Annotated in this window: 22 protein-coding genes and 1 pseudogene; 15 read left to right on the top strand and 8 right to left on the bottom strand. The window is 44.1% G+C overall.

The window, feature by feature from the left end; translation table 11 throughout:
* The first annotated feature begins 10 nt into the window (after positions 1-10).
* The 4 genes and pseudogenes from BMX95_RS02370 (at position 11) to BMX95_RS35800 (ending at position 6,870) form a co-directional block, all read left to right on the top strand.
* Positions 11-577 carry an RNA polymerase sigma factor gene (locus tag BMX95_RS02370; protein WP_081199021.1) on the top strand — a complete coding sequence of 189 codons (567 nt, stop codon included), beginning with the start codon at positions 11-13 and terminating at the stop codon, positions 575-577.
* 70 nt (positions 578-647) lie between these two features.
* Complete coding sequence (locus BMX95_RS02365; RefSeq protein WP_081199022.1) at positions 648-1,643, top strand: FecR family protein; 996 nt, start codon at positions 648-650, stop codon at positions 1,641-1,643.
* Between the two features lie 245 nt (positions 1,644-1,888).
* Positions 1,889-5,386 carry a SusC/RagA family TonB-linked outer membrane protein gene (locus BMX95_RS02360; RefSeq protein WP_242673085.1) on the top strand — a complete coding sequence of 1,166 codons (3,498 nt, stop codon included), beginning with the start codon at positions 1,889-1,891 and terminating at the stop codon, positions 5,384-5,386.
* Positions 5,373-6,870: pseudogene (locus BMX95_RS35800) on the top strand (SusD/RagB family nutrient-binding outer membrane lipoprotein). The gene BMX95_RS02360 and the pseudogene BMX95_RS35800 overlap by 14 nt, the downstream one beginning before the upstream one ends.
* A gap of 95 nt (positions 6,871-6,965) precedes the next feature.
* Here the strand turns inward: BMX95_RS35800 and BMX95_RS02350 are convergent.
* Entirely contained in the window at positions 6,966-7,403 is a 438-nt protein-coding gene (locus BMX95_RS02350; RefSeq protein WP_081199024.1) for a nucleoside deaminase, read from the bottom strand.
* Positions 7,404-7,489: 86 nt separating this feature from the next.
* Here BMX95_RS02350 and BMX95_RS02345 point away from each other — a divergent pair, with 86 nt between their 5' ends.
* The 5 genes from BMX95_RS02345 (at position 7,490) to BMX95_RS02320 (ending at position 12,422) form a co-directional block, all read left to right on the top strand.
* Positions 7,490-8,824 (top strand): GntP family permease, encoded by a 1,335-nt coding sequence (locus tag BMX95_RS02345; protein WP_081199025.1) that lies wholly within the window; start codon positions 7,490-7,492, stop codon positions 8,822-8,824.
* 616 nt (positions 8,825-9,440) lie between these two features.
* A complete protein-coding gene (locus tag BMX95_RS02335) occupies positions 9,441-9,758 on the top strand; it encodes a hypothetical protein (RefSeq protein WP_081199027.1) in 318 nt (105 codons plus the stop codon).
* Positions 9,759-9,893: 135 nt separating this feature from the next.
* Positions 9,894-11,276 carry an aldehyde dehydrogenase gene (locus BMX95_RS02330; RefSeq protein ID WP_090519289.1) on the top strand — a complete coding sequence of 461 codons (1,383 nt, stop codon included), beginning with the start codon at positions 9,894-9,896 and terminating at the stop codon, positions 11,274-11,276.
* Positions 11,277-11,283: 7 nt separating this feature from the next.
* Positions 11,284-11,916: a glutathione peroxidase gene (locus BMX95_RS02325; protein ID WP_242673087.1), complete on the top strand. Its 633-nt coding sequence runs from the start codon at positions 11,284-11,286 to the stop codon at positions 11,914-11,916.
* A 149-nt stretch (positions 11,917-12,065) separates the two neighbouring features.
* Positions 12,066-12,422: a four helix bundle protein gene (locus BMX95_RS02320; RefSeq protein ID WP_165758875.1), complete on the top strand. Its 357-nt coding sequence runs from the start codon at positions 12,066-12,068 to the stop codon at positions 12,420-12,422.
* Positions 12,423-12,461: 39 nt separating this feature from the next.
* Here the strand turns inward: BMX95_RS02320 and BMX95_RS02315 are convergent, their stop codons facing one another.
* Together BMX95_RS02315 and dusB are read right to left on the bottom strand one after the other, a co-directional pair.
* The gene (locus tag BMX95_RS02315) at positions 12,462-13,445 is read right to left on the bottom strand and encodes a M28 family peptidase (RefSeq protein WP_081199030.1); all 984 of its coding nucleotides are present in this window, start codon (positions 13,443-13,445) and stop codon (positions 12,462-12,464) included.
* A gap of 26 nt (positions 13,446-13,471) precedes the next feature.
* Positions 13,472-14,512 carry a tRNA dihydrouridine synthase DusB gene (gene dusB / locus BMX95_RS02310; protein ID WP_081199031.1) on the bottom strand — a complete coding sequence of 347 codons (1,041 nt, stop codon included), beginning with the start codon at positions 14,510-14,512 and terminating at the stop codon, positions 13,472-13,474.
* Positions 14,513-14,972: 460 nt separating this feature from the next.
* Between dusB and BMX95_RS02305 the strand changes: the two genes are divergently transcribed.
* From BMX95_RS02305 to BMX95_RS02290, 4 genes are read left to right on the top strand one after another with little or no spacing between them, the layout of a single operon-like run.
* The gene (locus BMX95_RS02305) at positions 14,973-15,590 is read left to right on the top strand and encodes a CPBP family intramembrane glutamic endopeptidase (protein WP_165758876.1); all 618 of its coding nucleotides are present in this window, start codon (positions 14,973-14,975) and stop codon (positions 15,588-15,590) included.
* A 17-nt stretch (positions 15,591-15,607) separates the two neighbouring features.
* Positions 15,608-16,504 (top strand): phosphatidate cytidylyltransferase, encoded by an 897-nt coding sequence (locus tag BMX95_RS02300; RefSeq protein WP_081199033.1) that lies wholly within the window; start codon positions 15,608-15,610, stop codon positions 16,502-16,504.
* Positions 16,501-17,139 (top strand): M949_RS01915 family surface polysaccharide biosynthesis protein, encoded by a 639-nt coding sequence (locus tag BMX95_RS02295; protein ID WP_081199034.1) that lies wholly within the window; start codon positions 16,501-16,503, stop codon positions 17,137-17,139. Before BMX95_RS02300 ends, BMX95_RS02295 begins: the two co-directional genes overlap by 4 nt.
* A gap of 52 nt (positions 17,140-17,191) precedes the next feature.
* Positions 17,192-17,848 (top strand): phosphatidylserine decarboxylase family protein, encoded by a 657-nt coding sequence (locus BMX95_RS02290; protein WP_081199035.1) that lies wholly within the window; start codon positions 17,192-17,194, stop codon positions 17,846-17,848.
* A 66-nt stretch (positions 17,849-17,914) separates the two neighbouring features.
* Here BMX95_RS02290 and BMX95_RS02285 read toward each other — a convergent pair whose 3' ends face one another.
* The gene (locus tag BMX95_RS02285) at positions 17,915-18,610 is read right to left on the bottom strand and encodes a YjjG family noncanonical pyrimidine nucleotidase (protein WP_081199036.1); all 696 of its coding nucleotides are present in this window, start codon (positions 18,608-18,610) and stop codon (positions 17,915-17,917) included.
* A gap of 44 nt (positions 18,611-18,654) precedes the next feature.
* Here BMX95_RS02285 and BMX95_RS02280 point away from each other — a divergent pair, with 44 nt between their 5' ends.
* Both BMX95_RS02280 and BMX95_RS02275 read left to right on the top strand, forming a co-directional pair.
* On the top strand, positions 18,655-19,356 hold the full coding sequence (locus BMX95_RS02280; RefSeq protein ID WP_081199037.1) for an SDR family oxidoreductase: 702 nt from the start codon (positions 18,655-18,657) through the stop codon (positions 19,354-19,356).
* Between the two features lie 264 nt (positions 19,357-19,620).
* Positions 19,621-21,348, top strand: a complete 1,728-nt coding sequence (locus tag BMX95_RS02275; protein WP_165758877.1) for a BatD family protein — start codon at positions 19,621-19,623, stop codon at positions 21,346-21,348.
* 18 nt (positions 21,349-21,366) lie between these two features.
* Here BMX95_RS02275 and BMX95_RS02270 read toward each other — a convergent pair whose 3' ends face one another.
* From BMX95_RS02270 to BMX95_RS02255, 4 genes are all read right to left on the bottom strand, one after another.
* On the bottom strand, positions 21,367-22,068 hold the full coding sequence (locus BMX95_RS02270) for a response regulator transcription factor (protein WP_081199039.1): 702 nt from the start codon (positions 22,066-22,068) through the stop codon (positions 21,367-21,369).
* The gene (locus BMX95_RS02265; protein WP_081199040.1) at positions 22,061-23,050 is read right to left on the bottom strand and encodes a sensor histidine kinase; all 990 of its coding nucleotides are present in this window, start codon (positions 23,048-23,050) and stop codon (positions 22,061-22,063) included. The genes BMX95_RS02270 and BMX95_RS02265 overlap by 8 nt, the downstream gene beginning before the upstream one ends.
* Positions 23,051-23,069: 19 nt before the next feature.
* Complete coding sequence (locus tag BMX95_RS02260) at positions 23,070-23,564, bottom strand: gliding motility lipoprotein GldH (protein ID WP_165758879.1); 495 nt, start codon at positions 23,562-23,564, stop codon at positions 23,070-23,072.
* Between the two features lie 85 nt (positions 23,565-23,649).
* On the bottom strand, positions 23,650-24,525 hold the full coding sequence (locus tag BMX95_RS02255; protein ID WP_081199042.1) for a YicC/YloC family endoribonuclease: 876 nt from the start codon (positions 24,523-24,525) through the stop codon (positions 23,650-23,652).
* Positions 24,526-24,560 lie beyond the last annotated feature (35 nt).

Below are 24,560 nucleotides of genomic sequence, written 5' to 3'. Positions count from 1 at the left end.
CTTTTCCCGGATGAATGATCAGGTGTTACATAGAAATGATCATAATGAAGAGCATTCATTGGAACTGCTCTTTGCCGATCTTTTTAATAAACACGAATACCGCCTGCATACGCTGGTGTTGAAACTGACCCACAGTAATCAATATGCACGGGATATTATACAGGAAGTGTTTTTAAAGCTATGGGAGCACCGCTATCAAATTCACACCATCCAAAACGTAGAGGCCTGGTTATACCGCCTCACCGAAAATAAGGTCATCGATTTTTTACGGAAGGCAGCCGCCGACAGCCGCTTAAAAGAAACCATCTGGAAATCCCAGCCCGATAATTTAAACGAAACCGAGGATAGGGTAATGGCCCGGGAATACAGCCAGATCATTCAAAGGGCAGTAGATCAATTGCCGCCCCAGCGCAAACTCATCTATCAGCTCAACCGCGAAAAAGGGCTGAACTACCAGGAAATAGCCGACCGGCTGGCTATTTCAAAACACACGGTAAAGAACCAGTTATCAACTGCCCTGCAATCCATCCGATTGTTCCTGCTCAGGAGCGCCCGCTTTTTTCTTCCCTTTCTTTAAAAAAATATATACCGGAATAGGAACACCGGCCGGTTGCTTCGTCTATCTATAAAAGGAACAACTTTTTTCCATGGAAGAAAGGATCAAATACCTGTTCAAACAATACCTGAACAATACTTGTACCAGGAAGGAATTCGATGAATTCTTTTCCTATATCAACGCGGCTGCCCATAATGAATTAGTAAGAGAACTGATAAAGAAAGCCTACGAAGAAACCGGTCAACCCGGTTCCTCCCTTACCTATGTTGATGAACTCGGCAACCTGGTTATAACAAAACCAGACTGGAACAAGCCGGCAGATGCCCCGATAAAGCGAAAAAGATCCCCGATGCTATGGGTAGGTGTTGCAAGCATAGCCATTTTGCTGGGCGGGCTGGCATGGTTGAATTTTCAACTCAGGCCAATGAAAAAAACTGAGCATACGGGTGTACTCGCTAAAAAAATGACCGGCCGCTCAGAGTACAGATATATGTTATTGCCCGATAGTACGCAGGTATGGCTGAATGCAGCCAGCTCGCTGGAATACCCACAGCAATTTGCCGAAGGGAAAAGAGAAGTGTACCTGACTGGCGAAGCCTATTTTGATGTAAAACATGCCGATAAACAACCCTTTTTAATACACACCGGAAAAGTGACCACCATGGTGCTGGGCACCGCCTTTAATATCAAGGCCTATCCTGGCCGGGAGAACATCATTGTATCGGTAAGCAGGGGAAAAGTAAGGGTGAACTATAACGAAAAAGAAATGGCGGTGCTCACCCAGGGGCAGCAGGTGAAAGTAAGCAACAGCATTAATGCCATAATACAAAAAAAGCAGGCCATCACCGAAGCCGCTCCCTGGCAGCAGGGTAATCTGCAATATGATGATGAAACCATCAGCGATGTAGTGGCCGACCTGGAAAGGAACTATGATGTAATCATACAGGTGCAAAGTGACGCGGTGGCCAGGGAACGCATCTCCACTACGTTCCGCCGCGAAATAGGTATCGAGCATGCATTGAAGGTGCTTTGTAACCTCACTGATACCCGACTGAAGCTGGAGAATAATAAGTATGTGATTCAATAAACTAAATACCAAAACTTAAACTGCTATGTACAATACCAACTATTCACCCCCTTAATAAAATAAAAAAGAACCGCTCCAGTTGCGACCTGGAAACGGTTCTGCATGTTTGAAAATAATCCTGTTCAAAGAATTACTTAAAACAATTCAAAGCTATGAATTTGTATGTAAAAACGTACAGGCATAGTACGTCGTGCCTATTAGCCGGCGGCCGCCCAAAACTGCTTTCGAGACACAAAGCGCTGTTCATGAGAATATCTATCCTGGCTATATTACTCACTTTTAGCGGACTGCTAATGGCCCGTTCGGGCAATGGTCAGGACCTTAACAAGATCATCATCTCCATCGATCTTAAAAACGCATCGCTGAAAGAGGCGATTAAAAAAATTGAATCCCTTACCCAACTGGCCTTTACCTATCGCACTGCCGATGTAGCTGAAGTTGATCATATCAATTACCAGGCGTCAAAAGCTTCTGTAAACAATGTGCTGGCAGATCTGCTGCAACATACCGGGCTACAGTACGACCAGGTGAATGGGAATATTGTTATTAAGAAAATAAATAAGCAGGAGCAATTAACCAACATAACTATTATAGAGGAGGCCACTTTTGAAGGTGGTATACGCGGCCGCGTAATCGATGAAACAGGTGCACCGCTGGCCAATGCTTCTATAGTGGTATTGGGCACCGATAGAGGCACGGCGGCCAATAAAGAAGGCGTATTTAATATAACCGGATTAAAAGCCGGTAAATACAAATTACAGGTATCGGCAGTGAACTTTACCTCCCAGATAACAGAGATCACCATTAAAGACAATGAAACGCTCGATGTATTGGTAGCGCTTAAAGAAGGGACTGGTAAACTGGAAGAAGTGATCGTTACGGCATTGGGTATTTCGCGGAAGGAAAGATCGGTAGGCTATTCAACCCAGGAAATAAAGGGCGATAACCTCACTGTAGCCAAAGAACAAAATGTATTAGGCAGCCTGGGTGGAAAGATAGCCGGGGTGCAGTTGAGCGGCTCCTCAGGTGCCAGCATGGGCGGTACGCAGAAAATACAAATAAGGGGTACGAATTTTTTAACCGGTGGCGGTGAGCCGTTGATCGTGGTAGATAATACGCCTATTTCCAATAGCAACTTTGCCATACGCAATGGACGTGATTATGGCAACCTGGCGCAGGACATAAATCCGGATGACATCGAGTCGATCAACGTACTGAAAGGACCTGCCGCTTCTGCTTTATATGGTTTGCGTGGGCAGTTTGGCGTTATTATGATCACCACCCGTAAAGGTAAAAATGCGCAAAAGCCTGCTGTGAATTTCAGCTCTGCCTATTCAGTGGAAAAGGCAGGCAACTTTTTGCCATTGCAGAATACCTATGGCGCCGGTTCCAGCTTATCGTTTCCGACAGTAGATATAAATGGCGTACCTACCAAGTTTGTAGATGGCACCTGGGATGAAAGCTGGGGACCGGTTATGGATGGTACACCCGTTCGGCATGAATACTCATTCTATCCGGGTGATCCTGATTTCGGGAAAGAAACGCCCTTTGTTCCGCACCCCAACAACATAAAAGATTATTTTGAAACCGGCCATACCTGGAACAACAGTATCTCTTTTTCAGGCGGTGGACAAAACACGTTATTCCGGTTATCGTATAATAATACCGATATGAAAGGTATTGAACCCAATACCTGGTTAAAAAGAAACAATCTTTCATTCAGTGGATCGCTAAATGTTACTCCCAACCTGGTAGTAAGTACCAGTTTGAATTATGCCAATAACAAGGCGCGGCGGCCATCGCAGGGGTATCAAAGTTTAGGTTCGCGCAACATGTATCAATGGTTCCAGCGTAACCTCGACATGAATAAATTAAAACAATACAAGTATGCCGATGGTACATTTTATCAATGGAATGTCGCCGCCCCTAAGAACGGAGTGTATACAAGCCGAACAAGTCCTATAGACTGGAACAATCCCTATTTTGATGCGTATGAAAATCCATCAAACGATTCGCGCGACCGGTTCTTTGGGAATATAGGAGTATCATATACCGTAATGCCAGGGTTGAAAGTAAACGGTTTTGTACGCCAGGATGGTTTTATTCAAAACATAGATGGCCGGAATGCAGAAGGCGGCCGCGGTGTTCCTTCCTTTTGGATAGGCAAGTATGAATCGAAGGAAATGAACTATGAATTTCTTGCTACCTACAATAAGGAGGTTGGGAATTTTTCATTTGGCGCCAACCTCGGTGGAAATTTAATGACCCAGCGGTATACTTATTTGCGCCAGGAAACACAAGGCGGATTTGTATCCCCCGGCTTTTATGATATCACCAATTCATTGAACCGGCCACTGGTGAAAAATATTTTAAGAAGAAAAGAAGTGCGAAGCGCCTATGGATCGGTAAACCTGGGTTATAAGAATACATATTTTATTGATGCCAGCTTGCGAAGAGATATTTCATCGGCATTACCTCCCGATAACAATGCCTATCTGTATCCATCGGTTTCAACAAGTATGGTATTCAGTGAACTGTTAAAAGTAGCACCCATTTCTTATGGCAAAATAAGGGCAAGCTTTGCCCAGGCTGGTTCAGATATAGATATCTATCAAACCACCAACTCGTACGCCATGCGTGAGCCATATGGTACCAATTTTCCCATGTATGTGCCTGATACTTTAAAGAACCCGGAACTTAAACCATCATTAGGCACAGCCTATGAAGCCGGTTTGGATATGCGGTTTCTGCAGGACCGGGTTGGGTTTAGCTTTACCTGGTATTATCAACAAAGTGAAAATGCGGTCATGAACCTCGATGTATCGGGTGTAAGCGGCTATTCGAAATATGTGATCAATGCAGGCAATATTCAGAATAAAGGCATTGAATTGACGGTCAGCGGTACGCCCATAAGAATGAAGAACCTGAGCTGGACCAGCAGCTTTAACATTGCACGCAATAAAAACGTAATAAAGGAATTATATCCCGGTATTAATTCGCTGATCCTCGATCAGAACCGGTATTCCAGTGTAGACATGTTCTTACTGGCGAATGTGAATGAATCGTTCGGTTCAATAGTTGGTAACGCTTATATGCGCGACACGGCAACCGGCAAGATCTTACTCGATGCCACCAATATGCCCATGTATGTAACCAATCACAATTTTGGCACCGTACTGCCCAAGTTCACAGGTGGTTGGCAGAATACCGTTACCTGGAAGAACTTTGATTTGAGCGCGGTAATAGATTTTCAAAAAGGCGGACAATTCTTCAGCTGGACAAAAATGCTGGCTGTTAAGAGCGGACAGGCGGCAGAAACGGCTGTTATAAATGAGAATGGTAAAAACATTCGCGATCCATTGACAGATGGCGGCGGTATAAAGATCAACGGGATCTCCAGTAGTTCAAAACAGGAAGTGACTGCATTTGTAAATGCAAGAACCTGGTACCGCAATAATCTGGGCACCCGGATCTATGAAGAATGGCTGTTTGATGCTTCGTATATCAGGATGCGTGAGATAAGGGTAGGATACACTTTTTCAAAGGCCAATATTGCCAAACTGCCGGTCAAAAGCCTCAACCTGGCATTTATTACCAGGAACCCATTTATGATTTGGCAAAAGGCGCCTAAAGGGTTGAACCCGGCCGAACTGGCAACCGGTGCTACCTCTTTTAACTGGTTAGAGACCGGTCAGCTGGCCACTACCCGTTCGTTTGGCGTTAACCTGAATGTTTCCTTCTAAAAAAACGATCATGAAAAAACTACTCTCTATACAATTGGTGGTTGCATTGTTGATAACAGGGACCGGGTGTACCAAGTTTAGTGATGACATCAATGTTGATCCCAATGCACCCAGCAAAGCATCCAATGCACAGTTGCTGACCTATTCCATTTCCCAGATGGCAAATGTAATTGAATCGGTTTCCGGTCTTTTATATGTACAGCACTGGTCAGAGAAACCTTATACAGATAACTCGCGGTATACGGTAGTGAATTTTGATTTTTATGATATCTACACGCAGCCGCTGCAGAATTTACAAACTATTTTGAATGCCCGGAACTTCGATATAAATGAAGGTTCGGTCAATAATCAAAAAGCGGTGGCCCGCATTTTAAAAGCCTGGTTCTTCTGGCATATGACCGACCGCTGGGGCGATATTCCTTACTTCAATGCGTTGAAAGGAAAGGATAATTTTTCAGCCGGCTATGATAAACAAAAAGATATTTATTATGATCTGATGAAAGAGCTGAAAGAAGCCGCAGCGCAAATAGATAATGGCAACAAAGTGGTTGGAGACCTGTTATACACTGATATGGCCAGCTGGAAACGTTTTGCTAATTCCATGCGGTTGTTGATGGCGTTGCGTTTATCAAAGGCAGATCCCGCCAAAGGCAAGGCTGAATTCCTGGATGCATTGAATAGCGGCGTGTTTACCGATAACAGTCAGAATGCTGTATATATTCACCTGGCTGATGCGGCCAACCAGAGTTACTGGTATTATGTGGCCAATGTGCAAAACGATCGTTGATTATATGAAGCCACTCAATGACCCACGGCTACCGATTTTTGCCGATAAAAACGGCAGTGGCGATTATAACGGTGTTCCTTATGGTTTGGATGGAAATGCAGTAGGGCTTATTCCCGATGCCAGCGTATCATTGACAGGTGTGCACGTACGTGCGCAGAATGCCCCCACCTATATAGTTACCTATGCCCAGGTGTTGTTTGCATTGGCCGAAGCCAATAAGTTGACCTGGTTGCCCGGTGGCGATGCAGAAGCAAAGGATAAATATGAGGCAGCTATAGAGGCTTCCATTCGCCAGTGGAACAGGAACAGTTTCAAGAGCTATGATCCTACTATCGATAAACAGGTGGAACGGGTTGCGTATACAGCCAGTGATAAAGGTGATACCACCGGACTGGCGGCATACAAGGTGCAGCCGGAGGTAGCATATAATAGTGCCGATGCCTTGAAAAAGATCGGTTATCAGCGATGGTTACACCTGTATATGAATGGGTACGAGGCCTGGGCAGAATGGCGGCGTACCGGCTTCCCTGTATTAACATCTGCGCCTAATAATGGCAATATACCTATCCCCAGAAGACAGGCTTACCCGGTTAAAGAACAAAATATTAATGGAGAAAACTACCGTTTAGCTATATCCTCACAGCCCTTGTTGGGTGGAAAAGACGACCTGAATGGCCGTGTTTGGTGGGACCAATAGAGGTGCCAGGTGTACCCTTTGCCCGGAAGTTCTAATGAGTAGTATATCTACTTATTGGAACTTCCTTTTTTATTGGGGGTGTTGAGATGGCCGGATCACCGCTTGCTACGGAAGAAAGCTTTCATCAACTCTGCGCACTCCTCTTTCAAAATGCCTTTAGTGACTTCCGTTTTGGGGTGGAATGGCCAGTTGGGTTCGGTGATGCGTTTATGCCCGTTCTTTTCATCATCGGCGCCCCAAACGATCTTGCTGATCTTGCTCCAGTAAAGCGCCCCGGCGCACATAAGGCAGGGTTCTACTGTAATGTATATAGTGCCTTCCGGTAAATATTTACTGCCCAGGAAATTGAAAGCCGAAGTAAGCGCAATGATCTCTGCATGGGCCGTTGGGTCGTTCAACCGCTCTACCTGGTTATGGCCACGGGCAATAATGCGGTTGTTCATAACCACTACTGCGCCCACCGGCACTTCACCATCGTCAAAAGCCCGCTGTGCCTCCTTCAGCGCCTGCTGCATGTAGTATTCGTCGTTCATAGATTTAATCAAAAATTACGATCAGGTACCTGTTTTGCAAAGGCAAGGTACGTATCTTAGATAATAATCACGCTAACGATTGGCATATGACAGCTTCCTTTGCACAGGTTATGATCTTTCTGGTAATGGGTATTGGCATTATTATTTTGCTGACCGCCGTATTTCGCATCCATGCTTTTTTTGCTTTACTGATTGCCTGCTTTGTGGTAGGGCTGGGGGTGCAAATGCCTGTGGCAAACATTATTACGGTAACCAAACAGGGGTTCGGCAACATCATGAATTCGCTGGGGTTCATCATTGTGTTAGGCACCACCCTGGGTGTTGTGTTAGAGCATACGGGCAGTACCAAGGTGATGGCTACCTATATCTTAAAAAGGATAGGCGAAAAGCAGGCGCCGCTGGCCATGAGCATCACCGGTTTTATTGTGGGGCTGCCCATCTTCTGCGATTCAGGGTACATTGTATTAAGCGGATTGAACAAATCATTGTGCAGGCGAACGGGTATTTCGGTTATCATTATGTCGGTATCGCTGGCAACGGGTTTATATTCCGTACACTGTTTGATACCACCACATCCCGGCGCCGCAGCAGCGGCGAGTACAATCGGCGTTGATTATGGAAAGCTCATCTTAGTGGGGATCGCTGTAGCTATTCCTGCCATGCTGGTAGGTCATTTCTGGGCCCGTTATGCAGGTAGAAAAATAGTAAATGAAGCGCCTTCAGAAGCACCCGTTATTGACCTGACCACCAATACGCCTTCGGTTTTGCTTTCTTTTTTACCAGTGCTGGTGCCCATTGTACTGATTGGAATAAAATCATTTCTGTCTATTGAAACCGGTAAATCGATCCCCGCCTGGATGCAGATTTTTATGGTGGCCAGTGACCCGGTGATAGCGCTGGCAATTGGAATTATACTGGCATTTTGTGCTATACATACCTGGAATAAAAATGTAGTTGGGAAACTGTTGCAGGAAGCTGCCGAAAAAGCCGGCGGCATACTGGTGATCATTGGCGCCGGCGGTGCTTTTGGGGCCATTCTGGCGGCAACGCAGGTAGGGCAGCACGTGAGTAATGCAGTCAATTTACAGGCGCTGGGAATATTGTTCCCGTTTATGTTAACGGCAATACTTAAAACCGCACAAGGTTCATCAACAGTGGCTATAATTACAGCCTCCTCCATTATACAACCTTTATTACCCGCCCTGGGGCTCGATTCAGAAACGGGTAGGTTGCTGGCCGTTTTGTCGATGGGTGCCGGCTCCATGACCTTATCACATGCCAATGACGCCTACTTCTGGGTGATTGCAAAATTCTCCGGCCTCGATATGCGCTCCATGTTACAGGTTTATAGCATGGCCAGTTTGTTTATGGGCTTAACTACCTTGGGAGTAGTATATATTTTATCGCTTGTAATGATGTAGTAAACGAAACTGAATTTTAAACTATGTCAAAGAGCTGTAACCGCGAATACAATACAAAGCTACATGGGTTTATTGGTTTGTACATCACAGGGATGTCTATCCTGGTCTACAATGGTCTATGTTTCCAATTTAAGTCTACAATGGTCTAAGACACAGTTAGGTAAAACCTGGCTGGCTCCGGTCTTCTGCCGGTCTTGATGCTGACTTTGTTCGGACTTTGTTCGAATTTTACCTCGGTACAGCCGAACATTTCCGAATGAAGTCCGAACAAACTGCGAACAACATGCGCAGTAATACCGGTACCATCCCGGCGCGTTCCCAAACAAAGCGAGCGCATTCGCTAAGATGTTATAGCTGTCTGGAATTAAGTAATTGCTTCTATTTTCGAATAGGAAATTGGAAAACTAGTGAAAGAAATTGCTAAAATATTTGGGAAGTCGAAAAAGTTGATCTACCTTAGAAGTGTTAAATGAAAAAGACAAATAGAGAATAGTGGTAATCGTTATACTACGATAGCATATTACAGCGAACGCTTACTCCATTTAGCATCTTGCACCGGTTACCGCACAAATAGTATATACTATTCTCAGAAATTAACCACACTTAAACTTTTTGTATGCGAAGCTGTAACAACCACCCGCTGTGGCACAATCAACCATTGCGCTTAACTGATGAAGAAAGAAACAATCCGTTCCTGGTTTTCCAGGATTTTTTTGAAAGCTTTCATTTAAATGATGTTCGTGAGCAATTGTGGAACTGGCTCATAGAAGTAGTGTCCAGTCCAAACAGTATTTCAAGCGAGCCGCTGGAGCGCAGTAATCACTTTTATTTATACGAAAAAATAGAAGCGGTCATTGAAGCATGTTATATAATTAGAAATCAGGAGCCTCCGCAATTGCAAAACGAAGAGGAAATATCAGTAGTGCCTGTGTGATTCCCGCTGAAGGGGCAGGGCCGGGCTACTGCTCCTTTCTTTTTTATTGGGGTATTAGGGTTAATAATATACATGCTGCTTCACCCGAAATGTGTAACTTACCTGTACCCCATTTATTGGGCAAACAGTATGCATATGAACCCTGATCTGCTGAAACAGCAATTGCAAGCCATGCGAACTTTTTACGAAAGCGGCGCTACCCGCACGCTGGCGTTTCGTAAACAACAATTGCAACAATTAAAAACGGCCATTCATCAATTCGAACAACCGTTGTATGATGCTTTACGTAAAGACCTTAAAAGAAGCGCTGAAGAAAGCTGGGTTACTGAACTGGGCGTAGTGATGGCAGATCTTAACCTGGCATTACGAAACCTGCGCCATTGGATGCGGCCCCAACGGGTGCCCACCAACCTGGTTAACCTGCCTTCTGCCAGTTATATTATGCGCGAGCCGTTGGGTGTGGTACTTATCATCAGCCCCTGGAATTATCCCTTTCAGTTATTATTTGCACCTTTGATAGGGGCCATTGCGGCAGGCAATTGTGTGGTACTAAAACCATCAGAGTTGGCGCCTGCCACAGTCAAAGTAATGAGCGATATTATCAGCAAAATATTCCCACAGGAATACGCTTTGTATGTGGAAGGCGATGGCGCCCAGGTAGTACCCGCCTTAATGAATTCATTCCGGTTTAACCATGTGTTTTATACCGGCAGTACAGCCGTTGGAAAAAGCATTTATCAATTAGCTGCCTCACAATTGGTGCCGGTAACGCTGGAATTAGGGGGTAAAAGTCCGTGTGTAGTGGAAAGCGATGCCAATATACAAGTGGCAGCGCGCCGCATTACCGTCACAAAATTTGCCAATGCAGGCCAAATGTGTATTGCTCCGGATTATATTCTGGTACATACTTCCAAAAAAAATGAACTGATCGCTGCACTGAAAAAAGCGATTGTATCCTTCTATTCTGAAAACCCCGCCACAAGTTATAATTACTGCAAAATCATCAATGAAAAGCAGTTTCAACGCATTATTGGTTATTTAGATCAGGGTACCATTGTACACGGCGGTAATCATGATATCAGCCAGTTGTACATTGAACCAACTATTCTTGAAAACGTATCACCAGATGCGCCCCTGATGAAGGAAGAAATTTTCGGTCCGTTTTTACCCGTACTTACTTTTAATACCCAGGAAGAAGCAAAAGCAATTATTCAAAACAATCCTGATCCTTTATCGTTTTATATTTACACCGCCGATACAAAAAAAGAGCAGCAATGGCTGCAATCGGTGCCATTTGGCGGGGGCTGTGTTAATAATTCAGGCTGGCATTTTACCAATCATCATTTGCCATTTGGCGGCCGCGGAAACAGCGGTTTTGGCAAGTACCATGGCAAATACAGTTTTGACGTATTCAGCAATGCCAAGTCCATAATGAAAACCCCAACCTGGTTTGATCCGGCAATCAAGTATCCGCCGTTTAATGGCCGGTTGAGATTGTTTAAATGGGTGGTAAAATAATTTAACTATGATGACCCTCAAACAAAGATTCTTAAAAACAGTGTATCCATTGTGGATCGCCTTTACAAAACTTATGGATAAGAATACCAACGTACTCATCAATTCAGATAACGCTCAACCTGCCGAATCTATTTACGCCCTGCAGATACCCCTTAATAATGGCAATACGATTTCCCTGGAAGCTTATAAAGGAAAAAAGATAATGCTGGTGAATACGGCCAGTAATTGCGGCTATACCAATCAGTATGATGACCTGCAAAAACTATATCAGCAATTCAACAATCAGCTGGAGATCATTGCCTTCCCGGCCAATGATTTTAAAGAACAGGAAAAAGGCAGTGACAGCGATATTGCTCAGTTCTGTAAAATTAACTTCGGCGTTACCTTTCCCCTTGCCCAAAAAAGTGTGGTAGTTAAATCAAACGAACAGAACCCGATTTTTAAATGGCTGACCAATAAAGCAAAGAACGGCTGGAATGAAAAAGCCCCTTCCTGGAATTTTTCAAAATACCTTATTGATGAGCAGGGAACACTTACACATTATTTTGATCCTTCGGTTTCGCCAATGGGAGAGGAGGTGGTAAAGGCAGTAGGTAGTGGTATGAAGGGCAGAGGGCAGAAGGCAGAGGGCAGAGAATGAAAGGCAGTGGGACAGTGATGAGAAGGGCAGAGGGCAGAAGGCAGAGGGCAGAGAATGAAAGGCAGTGGGACAGTGATGAGAAGGGCAGAGAATAGAAAACCGGTAGAGGCGATGGTTATAGCATAATTCAATCACAAAAAAACATGATTATGCTAAATATTGGACACAAGAATATGCAGGTTTATCCAATTGCCTTGGATATGGCAAAAGAAGTGTATAAACTAACGAACGATTTTCCTGCAGAGGAACGTTTTGGTCTTGTTTCGCAGTTACGAAGAGCATCTATATCTGTATGTAGCAATATAGCAGAAGGGGCCTCCAGAAAATCTACGGCAGATAGAAAAAGGTTTTATGAAATAAGCCGTAGTTCCTGCGTTGAAATTGACACCCAGTTTGAGCTTGCCTTACAACTTGGTTTTGTAAAACTCGATGAGATAAATGATCTTAAAGATTTTCTTAATTCTACTTTCGCGCTGCTTTCAACAATGATAAATAACACTAAATAGTGAAGCTATCTCTGCCCTCTGCCCACTGCCTTCTGCCCTTCAAGGAGCCACATACCCCTGATCCAACAGCGCAGTAACAGCCGTGATCATCGTACATACCTGATAGTAAAAACTTTTATTCACTTTGTCGAAGGTGTCGCTGGGGCGGTGGTAGTCGGCATGGTCTTCTACTCCAAAATACAGATACGGAATACTATTTTGATAAAAAGGATAATGATCTGATTGATTGGTCCAGTCGTCGGCGCCGGTTTTTTGGCCATCATGACCATAACGAATAAAAACCGGTGTGAGTGGCTGAATGCTGTCGACGTATTTTTTTAGAGAGGGATTGTGAAAAATACCGGTTGCATAGATCTCATTACTGTCGTTACGACTTACCATATCCATATTCACATTCAATAAAATATCTGATAACGGTACGGGTGAATGCGCAACAAAATATTTTGATCCCAACAATCCTTTTTCTTCCCCATCGAAAGCCACAAAGATCAGGGAGCGATAGGGTGGGTGTTGTTTAAAATAGGCCATCATGGTAAGCATTGCGGATGTACCGGAGGCGTTGTCGTCGGTTCCGTAAAAGATATTTCCATTACGCACGCCCAGGTGATCGTAATGGGCCGTAATGGCGAGGTAATGATTTTCATCATGACTGCCTTTTATAACGCCCACTACATTGGTGCCTTGCTGGTTCTCGTGCCCAAAAGGAAAGGGTTGTAAATAAGAATCACCCAACTTGCTTATTTGCAGGGAATCAAAAACATTTACAATATGTTCCCGCGCCAGCTGGTTACCAGGCGTGGCTATTTCCCTGCCAGCCATGGCGGCGGATGATAAATAAGCAAGGTGATTAATAAGGGTGGTGCTGTCGATATTGTACAACACATTGCGTTTGCCCGCTTTGTTCTTTTGGATTTCACTCCGTGGTGGACAACCAGTAAGTACAATCGCAGCTGCAACAATGGTCAAAGCAGCCATTGCCGCTCTGGGTAATTTTTTTCCAGCGGAAATAGTAAGGTTTAACATATATGGACAATATTATAAAATGCTGCTTAAACGGCGCAGGCAGGAAACTGGTCTTCCGATAAAGGAATAACCTGACGTTCCAGTACCACGTCGCTGAATTTTTCCCTGATCTCGTTCAGGATGCTGTCTACTTCAGCCAGCGTTTTTACTGTTACCAGCCTGGTACGGAATTCTTTAACGTGGGATAACCCTTTCAGGTAATTGGCATAATGGCGGCGCATTTCAAGAATACCCACTATTTCACCTTTCCACTCAACCGATTTATGGGCATGGGTACGGCAGATCTCTACCCGTTCTTCGATAGTGGGCAGTGGCAACATTTCGCCGGTTTGCATAAAATGTTTTATTTCCCGGAAGATCCAGGGATAACCGATGGCGGCGCGGCCTATCATGATGCCATCAACCCCAAAACGGTTTTTGTATTCAAGAGCTTTTTGCGGGGTGTCGATGTCGCCATTACCAAAAATAGGGATTTGAATACGGGGATTGTTTTTTACGGCGGCGATCAGGGTCCAGTCGGCTTCGCCTTTGTACAATTGTGCGCGGGTGCGGCCGTGTATGGTGAGGGCTTTTATGCCTGCATCCTGCAGGCGTTCGGCCACTTCTTCAATGTTTTTGCTATTATCGTCCCAGCCAAGGCGGGTTTTTACCGTAACGGGTAAGGAGGTTGATTTTACCACGGCCGATGTTAAGCGTACCATGGCATCGATGTCCTTTAAAACGGCCGCACCGGCGCCTTTGCTTACTACTTTTTTTACCGGGCAGCCGAAGTTGATATCTACCAGGTCGGGTTGAACCGTATCTACGATCCTGGCGCTCATGGCCATAGCTTCTTCATCGCCGCCAAAGATCTGAATACCAAAAGGGCGTTCAAATTCGTTAAAATCAAGCTTTGCCCGGCTTTTGATGGCATCGCGGATCAGTCCTTCACTGGAAATGAATTCGCTGTACATCAAATCGGCGCCATTTTGTTTGCAAACAAACCGGAATGGCGGGTCGCTAACATCCTCCATGGGAGCCAGCAGTAAAGGAAAATCAGGAAGCGGGATATCAGCGATTCGTACCATGAGTTTTTTGTTAATCGGTGCCGGGGTACGCCCAACCTAATGTGTAAGCAATTGATTGTAAATCACAATTGTACATAATCGGCTGAAAGCGAACCACAATCCTTATCTTGCACCTTTTGTAAGGATTTGCAAAGCTGCAAATTTACATACTAATCTTTGTTTACACCAGCCTATGAGCCGTCATTTACGTATAAAATCACCCGGGTCGCAATTAGGAGTTTTGTTAGGCGTTTTTTGCATGATGTTCATTTTAACGGCGATCGTTTCGGTCAGTATTTACAAGATCGGTGATGTTACAACTGCTGACTTCACTAATCCCTATTTTGTTAATTTATCAAAAGTTGTTCAGGCCATATCTTCGATTTTATTATTCATAGTTCCGCCTATCTTTTTCGCCCGTTTCACTTTCACCGGAAATTATGCTTGCTTTTTAGGCTTAAGGAAAGCTGGAAACGCAAATATGTACATTTTGGCCATACTGGGTATGTTAATGGCCATGCCTTTTGTGCTATGGCTGGGTCAATTGAATGAATTGATACCCCTGCCGGAATATTTAACGAAGATGGAAGGAGAAACTACCAAACAGGTGACTGCCATTCTTAAAGTAAGAAGTGTGTGGGATATTGTGGTGAATGTTTTCATTATTGCTTTATTGCCGGCTGTTGGGGAAGAACTGTTTTTCCGGGGCGCATTACAAAGAGTGGTGATCCATTTAACCCGTAATCCCTGGGTTGGCATTATTTTAACGGCTGTGTTGTTTTCTGCATTACACTTACAATTTTCGGGTTTTCTGCCACGTATGTTCTTAGGTATTGTGCTGGGTGCTTTTTACTGGTTCAGCGGTAGTATTTATACAAGCATGATAGCGCATTTTGCCAACAATGCCGTGCAGGTGATTGCCGCGTCTTATGCACCGGAGTATATAAATAAGAACCCGCAAACCCCGGTATTGGCTGCCGTTGCCAGTGGTATAGTGGTATGGGCCATACTGTGGTATTTTCAAAAGCAATCTACGGTTACCTATTCCAAAGTGTACGAAACAGAAGAGCTTACTTCTACCAATCAATTCATAGCATAAAAATAAGTGCTTCGTTTATGGCGCTCAATGTAAAAACATTAAAGACCAGATCGCTTACCGCAGCGGTGTTTGTAGTAGTGATGCTTACCGGACTGCTATGGAACCACTGGAGCTTTTTTGTATTATTCTCTATTGTTCATTTTGGTTGCTGGGCCGAATACCAGAAACTGATTGGCTTAATTGATCCTGATTATACAACAATTACTCCATTTCATAAATATGGCGTGAAATTAGCAGGGTGGTGCGTCATGTTGTATTTTACCAACGACCAGTTCAGCATTTTCGGCTTGCCGTTGCATGAGATCGGCTGGTTCCTTGGTTTGTTATTCATATTTATTTTACCCATTGTTGAGTTGTTGTTTGCGAAGGAAATAAAACCAAAGAACATCGGTTATTCCGCATTAGGATTGGTATACATTTCTTTATCGTGGGGTTTGATGATGGACCTGCGTTGTTCTTTTATTCCTCAAAGCAGGGAAGGGGTATTAATAAATCCGGATAGCTGGCAAAAGCTGATGCCTATTGCGCTGATCGTTTCTATCTGGATCAACGATACCATGGCATACATTGTTGGATCATTGATTGGGAAAACGCCTTTTTCAAAGATCTCTCCCAAAAAAACCTGGGAGGGCACCATTGGTGGCGCTATTCTGTGTGTGGTGGTGATTGCCCTGTTGGGGAACTTTACGGCCCCTGCATATGGCCATAGTGTAATTCACTGGATTTTCATTGCTGCCATTGCAGCGGTAGTAGGTACTGGGGGTGATTTGCTGGAAAGCAAATTGAAAAGGGTAGCCAATGTAAAAGACAGTGGGCATATTATGCCTGGCCATGGTGGTTTTTTAGACCGGTTTGATTCATTACTGTTAGCAATTCCATTTGTTTGGTTATATATTCAACTGGCACTAAAATGAAATTTTACCTATTTATCATTACCCTGGTTTACATTTTATTAAGCTGTACTCCTGCACCCAAAGAACTCCCGGTACCCTTGCTTGAATTCAAGCCTGGTATGATAGATAAGAAATTGTACAAAGGCAAAATAAAAGATGGCAAGCACTGGAAAGATAAACGGGGTGAAAACGTTGTAATTCTTACCCAAACCGGTGTATACTGGTCGAACGTATACGATGCTACCCGCGGCGCAAAAATATTTGCCTATCACTTCATAAAAACGGCCGATAATTCGTTTAAGGAAATATGGAAAATAAGTGAAGTAGTGGAAGCGTGCGCTTTTGAGGTGAAGCTCGATTTCTTTTACAATTCCCTTTCCATTACCGATCTTGACGGTGATGGCATGGCCGAAGTGGGTTTTATTCTTTCCAAAGGATGCAAATCTGAACCCGGTCCCGAGGAAAAGAAACTGGTGTTTTATGAAGGGCAAAACCTGTACACGATAAAAGGAACTACTTCAGTTATAAAAGGATCTCAAAAGATGGGTGGCGAAAAAGTGGTGGAAAAAAGGTTTGAAGAAGAGGCGCCCGGTGAGTTTCTGGATTTTGCCAACAAACAATGGAATAAATTCGGCGTTTCGCAGGCCATTAAATAATTGTTAACCGTAGTGCATACTATTTTGTAATTTAGACCCCTAAAATTTTTAAATGACCATCCATAAAGAAGGCTATAAGAGTATATTGATCAGCGCGATATTATTTGCTGTTATTAACCTGGCATCGTTTTATTTCATCAGTTTCTCCATGGCCTGGTTAAGCTGGTTAATATTTGTACTTACTCTTGGCTTAGTGTTATTCATTATTTCTTTCTTCCGGGTGCCCAACCGCAAACTGACCCAGGGCAGCAACCTGGTTATTGCACCTGCCGATGGTAAAGTGGTGGTTATTGAAGAAGTGTATGATGAAGAGTATTTTAAAGACAAAAGATTACAGGTTTCTATATTTATGAGCCCGGCTAATGTGCACCAGAACAGAACACCCGTGGCTGGTGAGGTAGTATATAACCAATATCACAAAGGTAAATACCTGGTAGCCTGGCACCCCAAATCATCAACAGAGAATGAGCGTCATTCCGTGGTGATCCGTTATGCAAAAGGCGAAGTACTGGTAAAACAAATTGCCGGCGCCCTGGCCAAAAGAATTGTAAACTACCTGAGCGTTGGTCAAAAAGTTGATCAGGCCGCTGAAATGGGCTTTATTAAATTCGGTAGCCGCGTAGATATGTTATTACCACTCGGTACTAAAGTGAATGTGAAATTGCAGGAAGTGGTGAAGAACGGTGTTACTGTTATTGCTACTGTGTAAAGGGCAGAAGGCAGAGATGAAAACTTATATAAGGGAGTCCCGACTGTAGAGTCGGGACTTTTTTATTTAAAAGATATTTTCCAGTTCTTTTAATGAATACACGGTATACGTTGGTTTTATGGCCGGTTCAATATGGAGGTGGTTTACATACACCTGGTCTATTCCGGCATTGATGGCGCCCTGGATATCGGCTTCTATATTATCGCCAATCATAATACTTTCTCCCGGTAAAGCTTTTGCTTTTTGAAAAGCGTAATCAAAGATCTCTTTGTTGGGTTTTACCAAACTGCTTCCTTCCGAAGTGATCACTTCAATAAAAAAGCTATCGATCCCTGAGTATTTCAATTTGCTGTGTTGTATTTGTTCAAAACCGTTAGTGATCAAATGCAGCTTGTAGCCTTTATTGGTGAGGTAGGTAAGTATTTCAACCGTATAAGGAAATAATAACTTGCGGGTAGGCAACAGGTCCAGAAAACGCGCAGCCATATCTCTGGCCAGTTTTTCTTCTCCTATTTTAAATTCGAGCAGGGTCAGCCACATCCGTTTCCAGCGCAGGTCGTCCATTTTTATAAACCCTTTTCTGAAGCGGTCCCACAATTTTTCATTGTGTGCAGTATAATGCTCAAAAAAGCTATCGAAACTGTGAACGCCTCTTGTTTGTAATTCGAAGGAAAGATAGAGGTCTTCGAGGGTTTGGCGGCTATTGGCATCAAAATCCCAGAGCGTGTGGTCGAGGTCGAAAAAGATATGCCGGTACTTCATCCGGCAAGTTACAAAATATGTGTTTTGTAATTAATTTAGCAATTATGAATGTTGTAATTACCGGAGCCTCAAGAGGATTTGGCAAAGCCATCGCCCATGTATTTGCACAAAACGGGCACAATCTTATTTTAACTTCCCGCAATGAAGTGGCATTGTACAATGCCGTGCAGGAATTCATGACTGTTTATCCAGCCATAACCGTAAAAGCCAAAGCATTTGATATTTCCATAAAAGAGCAGGCGCAGGCCTTTGGCCAATGGGTGCTGGGTTTGCAGCTTTCCATCGATGTGCTGGTGAATAATGCCGGTTTGTTTGATCCCGGCAGTGTATACAATGAGCCCGATGGCACGCTGGAGCACATGATGGCAGTGAATTTGTTCAGCGCGTACCATGTAACCCGCTCGGTGATCGATCACATGATTGCCCAAAAAAGCGGTCACATCTTTAACATGTGTTCCATTGCGTCGCTTAAAGCATATGCGAATGGCGGCGCCTATAGCATCAGCAAATATGCGCTGGCCGGTTTCTCTACCAACCTGCGCGAAGAAATGAAGCCCTTTGGAATAAAAGTTACCGCTGTTTATCCGGGTGCGGCCATGACCGATTCCTGGGCAGGCAGCGGCGTTGATCCCAAACGTATTATGGAAGCCAATGATATTGCGCAAATGATCTATACAGCGGCTCAGTTGTCGCCCCAGGCTTGTGTGGAAGAGATTATACTGAGACCACAATTAGGTGATCTTTAAGGCAGAACGCAGAGGGCAAAAGGCAGAGAAAAGAACCCGCTGGCGCATCTTTGCCTTCTGCCCTCTGCCTTTTGCCCCTCATCAATTAACGCACCTTTAACGCTACAATGTTTACCGGCCTAAACCGGCAAAATTTATATTTGTTACGGTTGTTAAGCAGATAATAAAAACATAAGTATCAGGAAATATCTACATATCATTTTTGCGGGGCTATTTTGCTGCCTGTTGAGCGGGTCTTTGATGGCGCAGGTGAAATTCTATACCATGGTTAGTGAATCTACCATTGCCATGCGTCAAACTTTTCAGGTACAATACATTATTGAAGGAGCCAACAACATCCGGCAATTTGAGGTGCCGCGGTTTAAGGACTTTGAAATAGCTGAGATGTTCGATTACAGCACAAGCAGTTTTGCACAGGGCCGGGCGCTCGATACCTATTCAAAAATCATTGTGCTGATGCCTTCCAAAAAAGGAAAGTTCGTTGTTCCTGGTGCTACGGCAGTGATCAATGGAAAACTAATGCGTTCCAATGCAGTACCTGTGGCCGTAAAGGCTGGTGTGCCAGGTATGAACAACATTAACCCCGACGATATCGACACGGAAGAAGAATCCATGTTGCATCCGGGTGATAATATCCAGGACAAAATAGAAAAGAACCTGTTTTTGCGGGTTGAAACCAGCAAGAACACCTGCTATGTTGGTGAACCATTGATGGTGACTTATAAAGCCTATTCCCGCCTGAATGCCAATTCGCAGGTTATGAAACGGCCTTCCCTAACCGGTTTTAGTGTTATGGAAATGGTTGACGCCTATGATGGCAAACCTGAGATCGAAAAACTGGACGGCCGGTGGTATTATACCAACCTGGTGCGCAAAGTTCAATTATTCCCCTTACAGGAAGGATCCTATACACTTGACCCCGCCGAAATTGAAAGTGTTGTTCACTTTGTAAAAACCGATGAGCCGGCTAACAAAAAGCGTTCGCCCTCCATGAATAACCTGAATGCCACGCCAATGTATCCCATGGCGGTAGACCATCGCACTATTTTACGAACCGGCCCGGTAACCATTACAGTAAAACCATTGCCTGCCGCCAACCAACCGGCTGATTATTCAGGCGCTGTTGGTCAGTTTACGCTGGCTGTTAAAGCGCCCACGGCTCCCATACACGAGGGTGATCTGGTAAAAATTCAGGTAACTGTAAGCGGTAGTGGAAACCTGTCGTTGCTCACGCCGCCCGTTGTAAAATGGCCCAAAGGCGTTGATACAGCTGAACCTTCGGTAAAAGAAAACCTCAATAAGTATGTTTTCCCCTTAAGCGGTTCCAAAACATTTGAATATTCTTTTGCCGCTCCCGATACGGGTAACTATGTAATTCCGGTGGTACACCTGCCTTATTACGATCCCAAAGAAAAGAAATACAAAACGGCCACCAGCGATTCCGTTACCATGCATGTATTGCCGGGTGTTAAGAAGACAGACCCCGCTGTTGGTACACTTGTTAGCCAGGACTCAGGTATTGAACCAAAGTATTACTGGTTTGGCGTTATAGTGCTGGCCATAATTGCTGCTATTGGCTATCAGGTTGTTTCCTTACGCAATGCGAAAAAGAAGGAAAAAGTAAAAGCTGTTGCACCCGCACCGGTGAAAGAAATACCTACGCCGCAACAAATAGTGGCCGGTCTGTTGAAAAATGCAAAGCTGGCACTGGAAGGGAATCAACAACAGGTGTTTTACCGGGAAGTACAACAGGCGCTTTGGCAAACCGTAAGGGATAACTGGCAGGTATTGCCATCAAAACTGAACAGGTATCATACTACTCAGTTACTAACTGAAAAAGGAGTGCCCGCCGATACCATTCACAACTTCTCGGCTGTGCTCGATGAATGCGAATGGGCATTATATACCCCCGATCAATCCACTAAAAGTATGGAAGCCCTGATAAGTAAGGCGGAAGGTTTGTTGACGCAATTGGCGGAAATGAAGGTGTAAGGCCATCAACTTGTCAAACTACTCCGTATACTTATAACCAACTCCACGAACCGAGTGAAAGTAGCGGGGATTACGGCTGTCAGATTCAAAATATTTGCGAAAGTTCAATATGAAGTTATCGATGGTGCGGGTAGTGGGGTACACGTTGTAGCCCCAAACCGTTTGCAGGATCTTCTCTCTTGGCACCACATCGTTCTTGTTTTCAAATAACAGCTTTAACAGCATGGCTTCTTTTTTACTAAGCTGAATGCGTTGTCCTTCTTTTGTAAGTGCTTCCTGGGCGTTAAAATCAATAGTATGGCCACCAAATTGATAAGTATCACCTACGGTGTCCTTATCCTGCATCTTTTTGTTCTTGTCAATGAGTTTCTGTACCCGTAATAACAGCTCTTCGAGGTTGAAGGGTTTGGTAAGATAATCATCGGCGCCTTTTTTTAAACCCAATACCCGGTCTGAGCTCGTGTTTTTGGCGCTGAGGATAAGAATGGGCACGTGGTTATTTTGCACGCGAACGGTTTCGGTTATGCTGATGCCGTCTACATCGGGCAGCATAACATCGAGTATAATGAGGTCGAAGTATTCACTTTGTATTTTTTGCAGGGCTTCGCTGCCTGTATAGGCAGAGGTGATCTCATACTGTTCCAGTTCAAGGTTCAGCTTCAATGCTTCGTGCAGATTTTCTTCGTCTTCAACCAGTAATATGGATGGTTTATTACTCATGGGCATGTTTTACAGTAAAACTTACCATAAAATTACTGCCTCTGGGTAAATTATCAGCGACCTTGATGTGTCCGTGATGATCTTCTACAATCTTTTTACAAAGGTAGAGCCCTAAACCGGTGCCTTTGGTGGTGCGGGTGGTTTCATTGCCTATGCGGTAAAACTTTTCAAACACCCGTTTCTTCTCATCATCGGGTATACCGGCCCCTTCATCCTGTACCTGAAACAGGATGGTTTTGTTCTTTTGGCTCAGTTTGCAGTTGATAATGCCTTCTTTGGGGGAATATTTGATGGCATTTTCAATGAGGTTGTTCACCAGGATCTGTAACAGTAAGGGATCACCGTCAATATCTATTTCCGGTTCTATTTCGCTGTGAAATGTTCTGTCGGGGAACCGGTTGAGGAAGTCGTTATAGGTAGTTTTTACCAGGTCTGAAAGGTCCAGTTCTTCTTTTGAAATGCGGTAGCGGCCTCCTTCGAGTTGCGAACTTACCAAAATGTTACTGGCCAGGGTATTCAGCCGGTTGGTTTCCTGCAGGGTGGCCTGCAGCATTTTTTGTTTCTTTTCTTCGGGCAGGGAATATTTAAGCAGGGTTTCGAGGTTCAGCTTGGCAATAGCGATGGGTGTTTTTAACTCATGCGTTATGGCCATCATAAAGTTTTCCTGCTGGTTTTGTAAGCGGATCTGGCGGCGTACGGCCTGGTAAACAAAAATGGAGGCGATTAATATAACAGCCAGAAAAATTGATCCTTCGCCAATGTTGCGTATTTCTTTGATGTGTTTTTCCTGAACCAGTAACTGGTATTTGGCCTGAAAGGTGGGATCATCCATTTTCAGTTCACTCATCTTATAACTGATCATCTGGTGATTTTGCCGTTGCAGGGCAATAAACCACCATACCAGTGCTACTACTATGTAACCCAGCAGCAACCAGTATACAATACTGGCAGCAGCCAATCGCTTTTTGGTAAATACGTCCATGGGGCCAACTTATGAATACCTATTTTGCTTTTTCGAGCCGGATACCAACATTCATTACGTTCTTCAAGGGGTCTTCCCGCATAATGTTTTCGAGTTTAAAGCGATAAGTACCTGCGCTTAACCGTTCGGGATTTTGCGGCGATGTAATTTGAATACGGTGTTCAAAGATATCATCCATACCACTGCCCAGCCAGCCTTTGTTATCGGTAGCCAGCTGCAGGTTAAGGGGCTGGTTATTTACAACACCACCGGGTGATTCGGTATGTACGTTGATCCAGATGTTTTTATAGCGGTAAGCATCTGTATGCCGGATAACAATAAAAATATTATAGCGGTTTAATGTGTCTTCGGGGTTTATTTTGAAGGCAATTTCAGGCTTAAAATTACTGCTCCAGGACTGCTGGGGTATGGTGGCATTCCTTTCAAAAACATCTACTTTGCCACAAGCGGGGAGCAGGAAGCAGGAAGTAAGAAGCAGGAGGTACGAACTATAGGTAACGATCCTTTTTTTCAAGCGAAAAATTTTTGTAAAGATAAGCAGATACAGGTTTCCAGTTGCCGGTTACCCGTTTTGCGGGATAACCGGTAACCGGTAACTTTTACAATACGTTCAACACCTGTTCTTTTGCTTTTTCCAACTCGTCTTTCATCAGTACTACACATTTCTGAATGGAAGAATCGTAGGCTTTGGCGCCGGTGGTGTTTATTTCACGGCCTATTTCCTGCAGTACAAACGACAGTTTTTTACCTTTTCCTTCTTCTGGTTCATTCAGAATGGCTTTAAAATATTCGCAATGGGTGGTAAGGCGAACCTGTTCTTCACTAACATCTATTTTTTCAATATAATAGATCAACTCCTGTTCCAGGCGGTTGGGATCGTAGTTTTCTTTCCCCACATTTTCTTCCAACACCTTGGTTAACCCTTCCCTGATCTTTGTTTTACGTAAAGGTTCCAGGGTAGCGATGATCTCCTGTTGTTTTTGAATATTGGTTATGCGTAATAACAGGTCAGCTTCCATTATTTTACCTTCTTCCAGGCGGTGCGTGGTAAGATTGGCCATAGCGGCTTCAATTACTTTTTCAAATTGCGCCCATTCATCATCGGTTAGGGTATCACCGGTAGGAGTGATCACCTCGGGCAGTTTAATAAGGGTGCTTAAGATATGGGAGGGATCGAGGTTCAATGCCTTTGATAATTCGGCAATGGGTTGATAATAGGCTTTAGCCAGGTCGGTATTTATGCTTACGGGTTTGGCGGCGCCGCTTTCTTTAAGGCTGATGGTACAATCAATGGTACCTCTTCCGAGTTTTTTAGATAACAACGTTCGGATATCAAACTCAAAGGGCTTCAGGAAAGCCGGGATCTTTAGCGACAGTTCAAATTGTTTTCCATTCAGTGATTTAATATCTACCAGGAAGGTTTTATCTCCCACGGTTTGTTCACTTCTTCCAAAGCCGGTCATTGATTTCAACATAACGTACCTTTTTTTAGCAAGGTAATGAAATAAAG

Source organism: Niastella yeongjuensis, assembly GCF_900110245.1.
Taxonomy (GTDB): domain Bacteria; phylum Bacteroidota; class Bacteroidia; order Chitinophagales; family Chitinophagaceae; genus Niastella; species Niastella yeongjuensis.
Note: the sequence above shows the minus strand (reverse complement) of the source record. Positions and strands in the feature narration are given on the sequence as shown.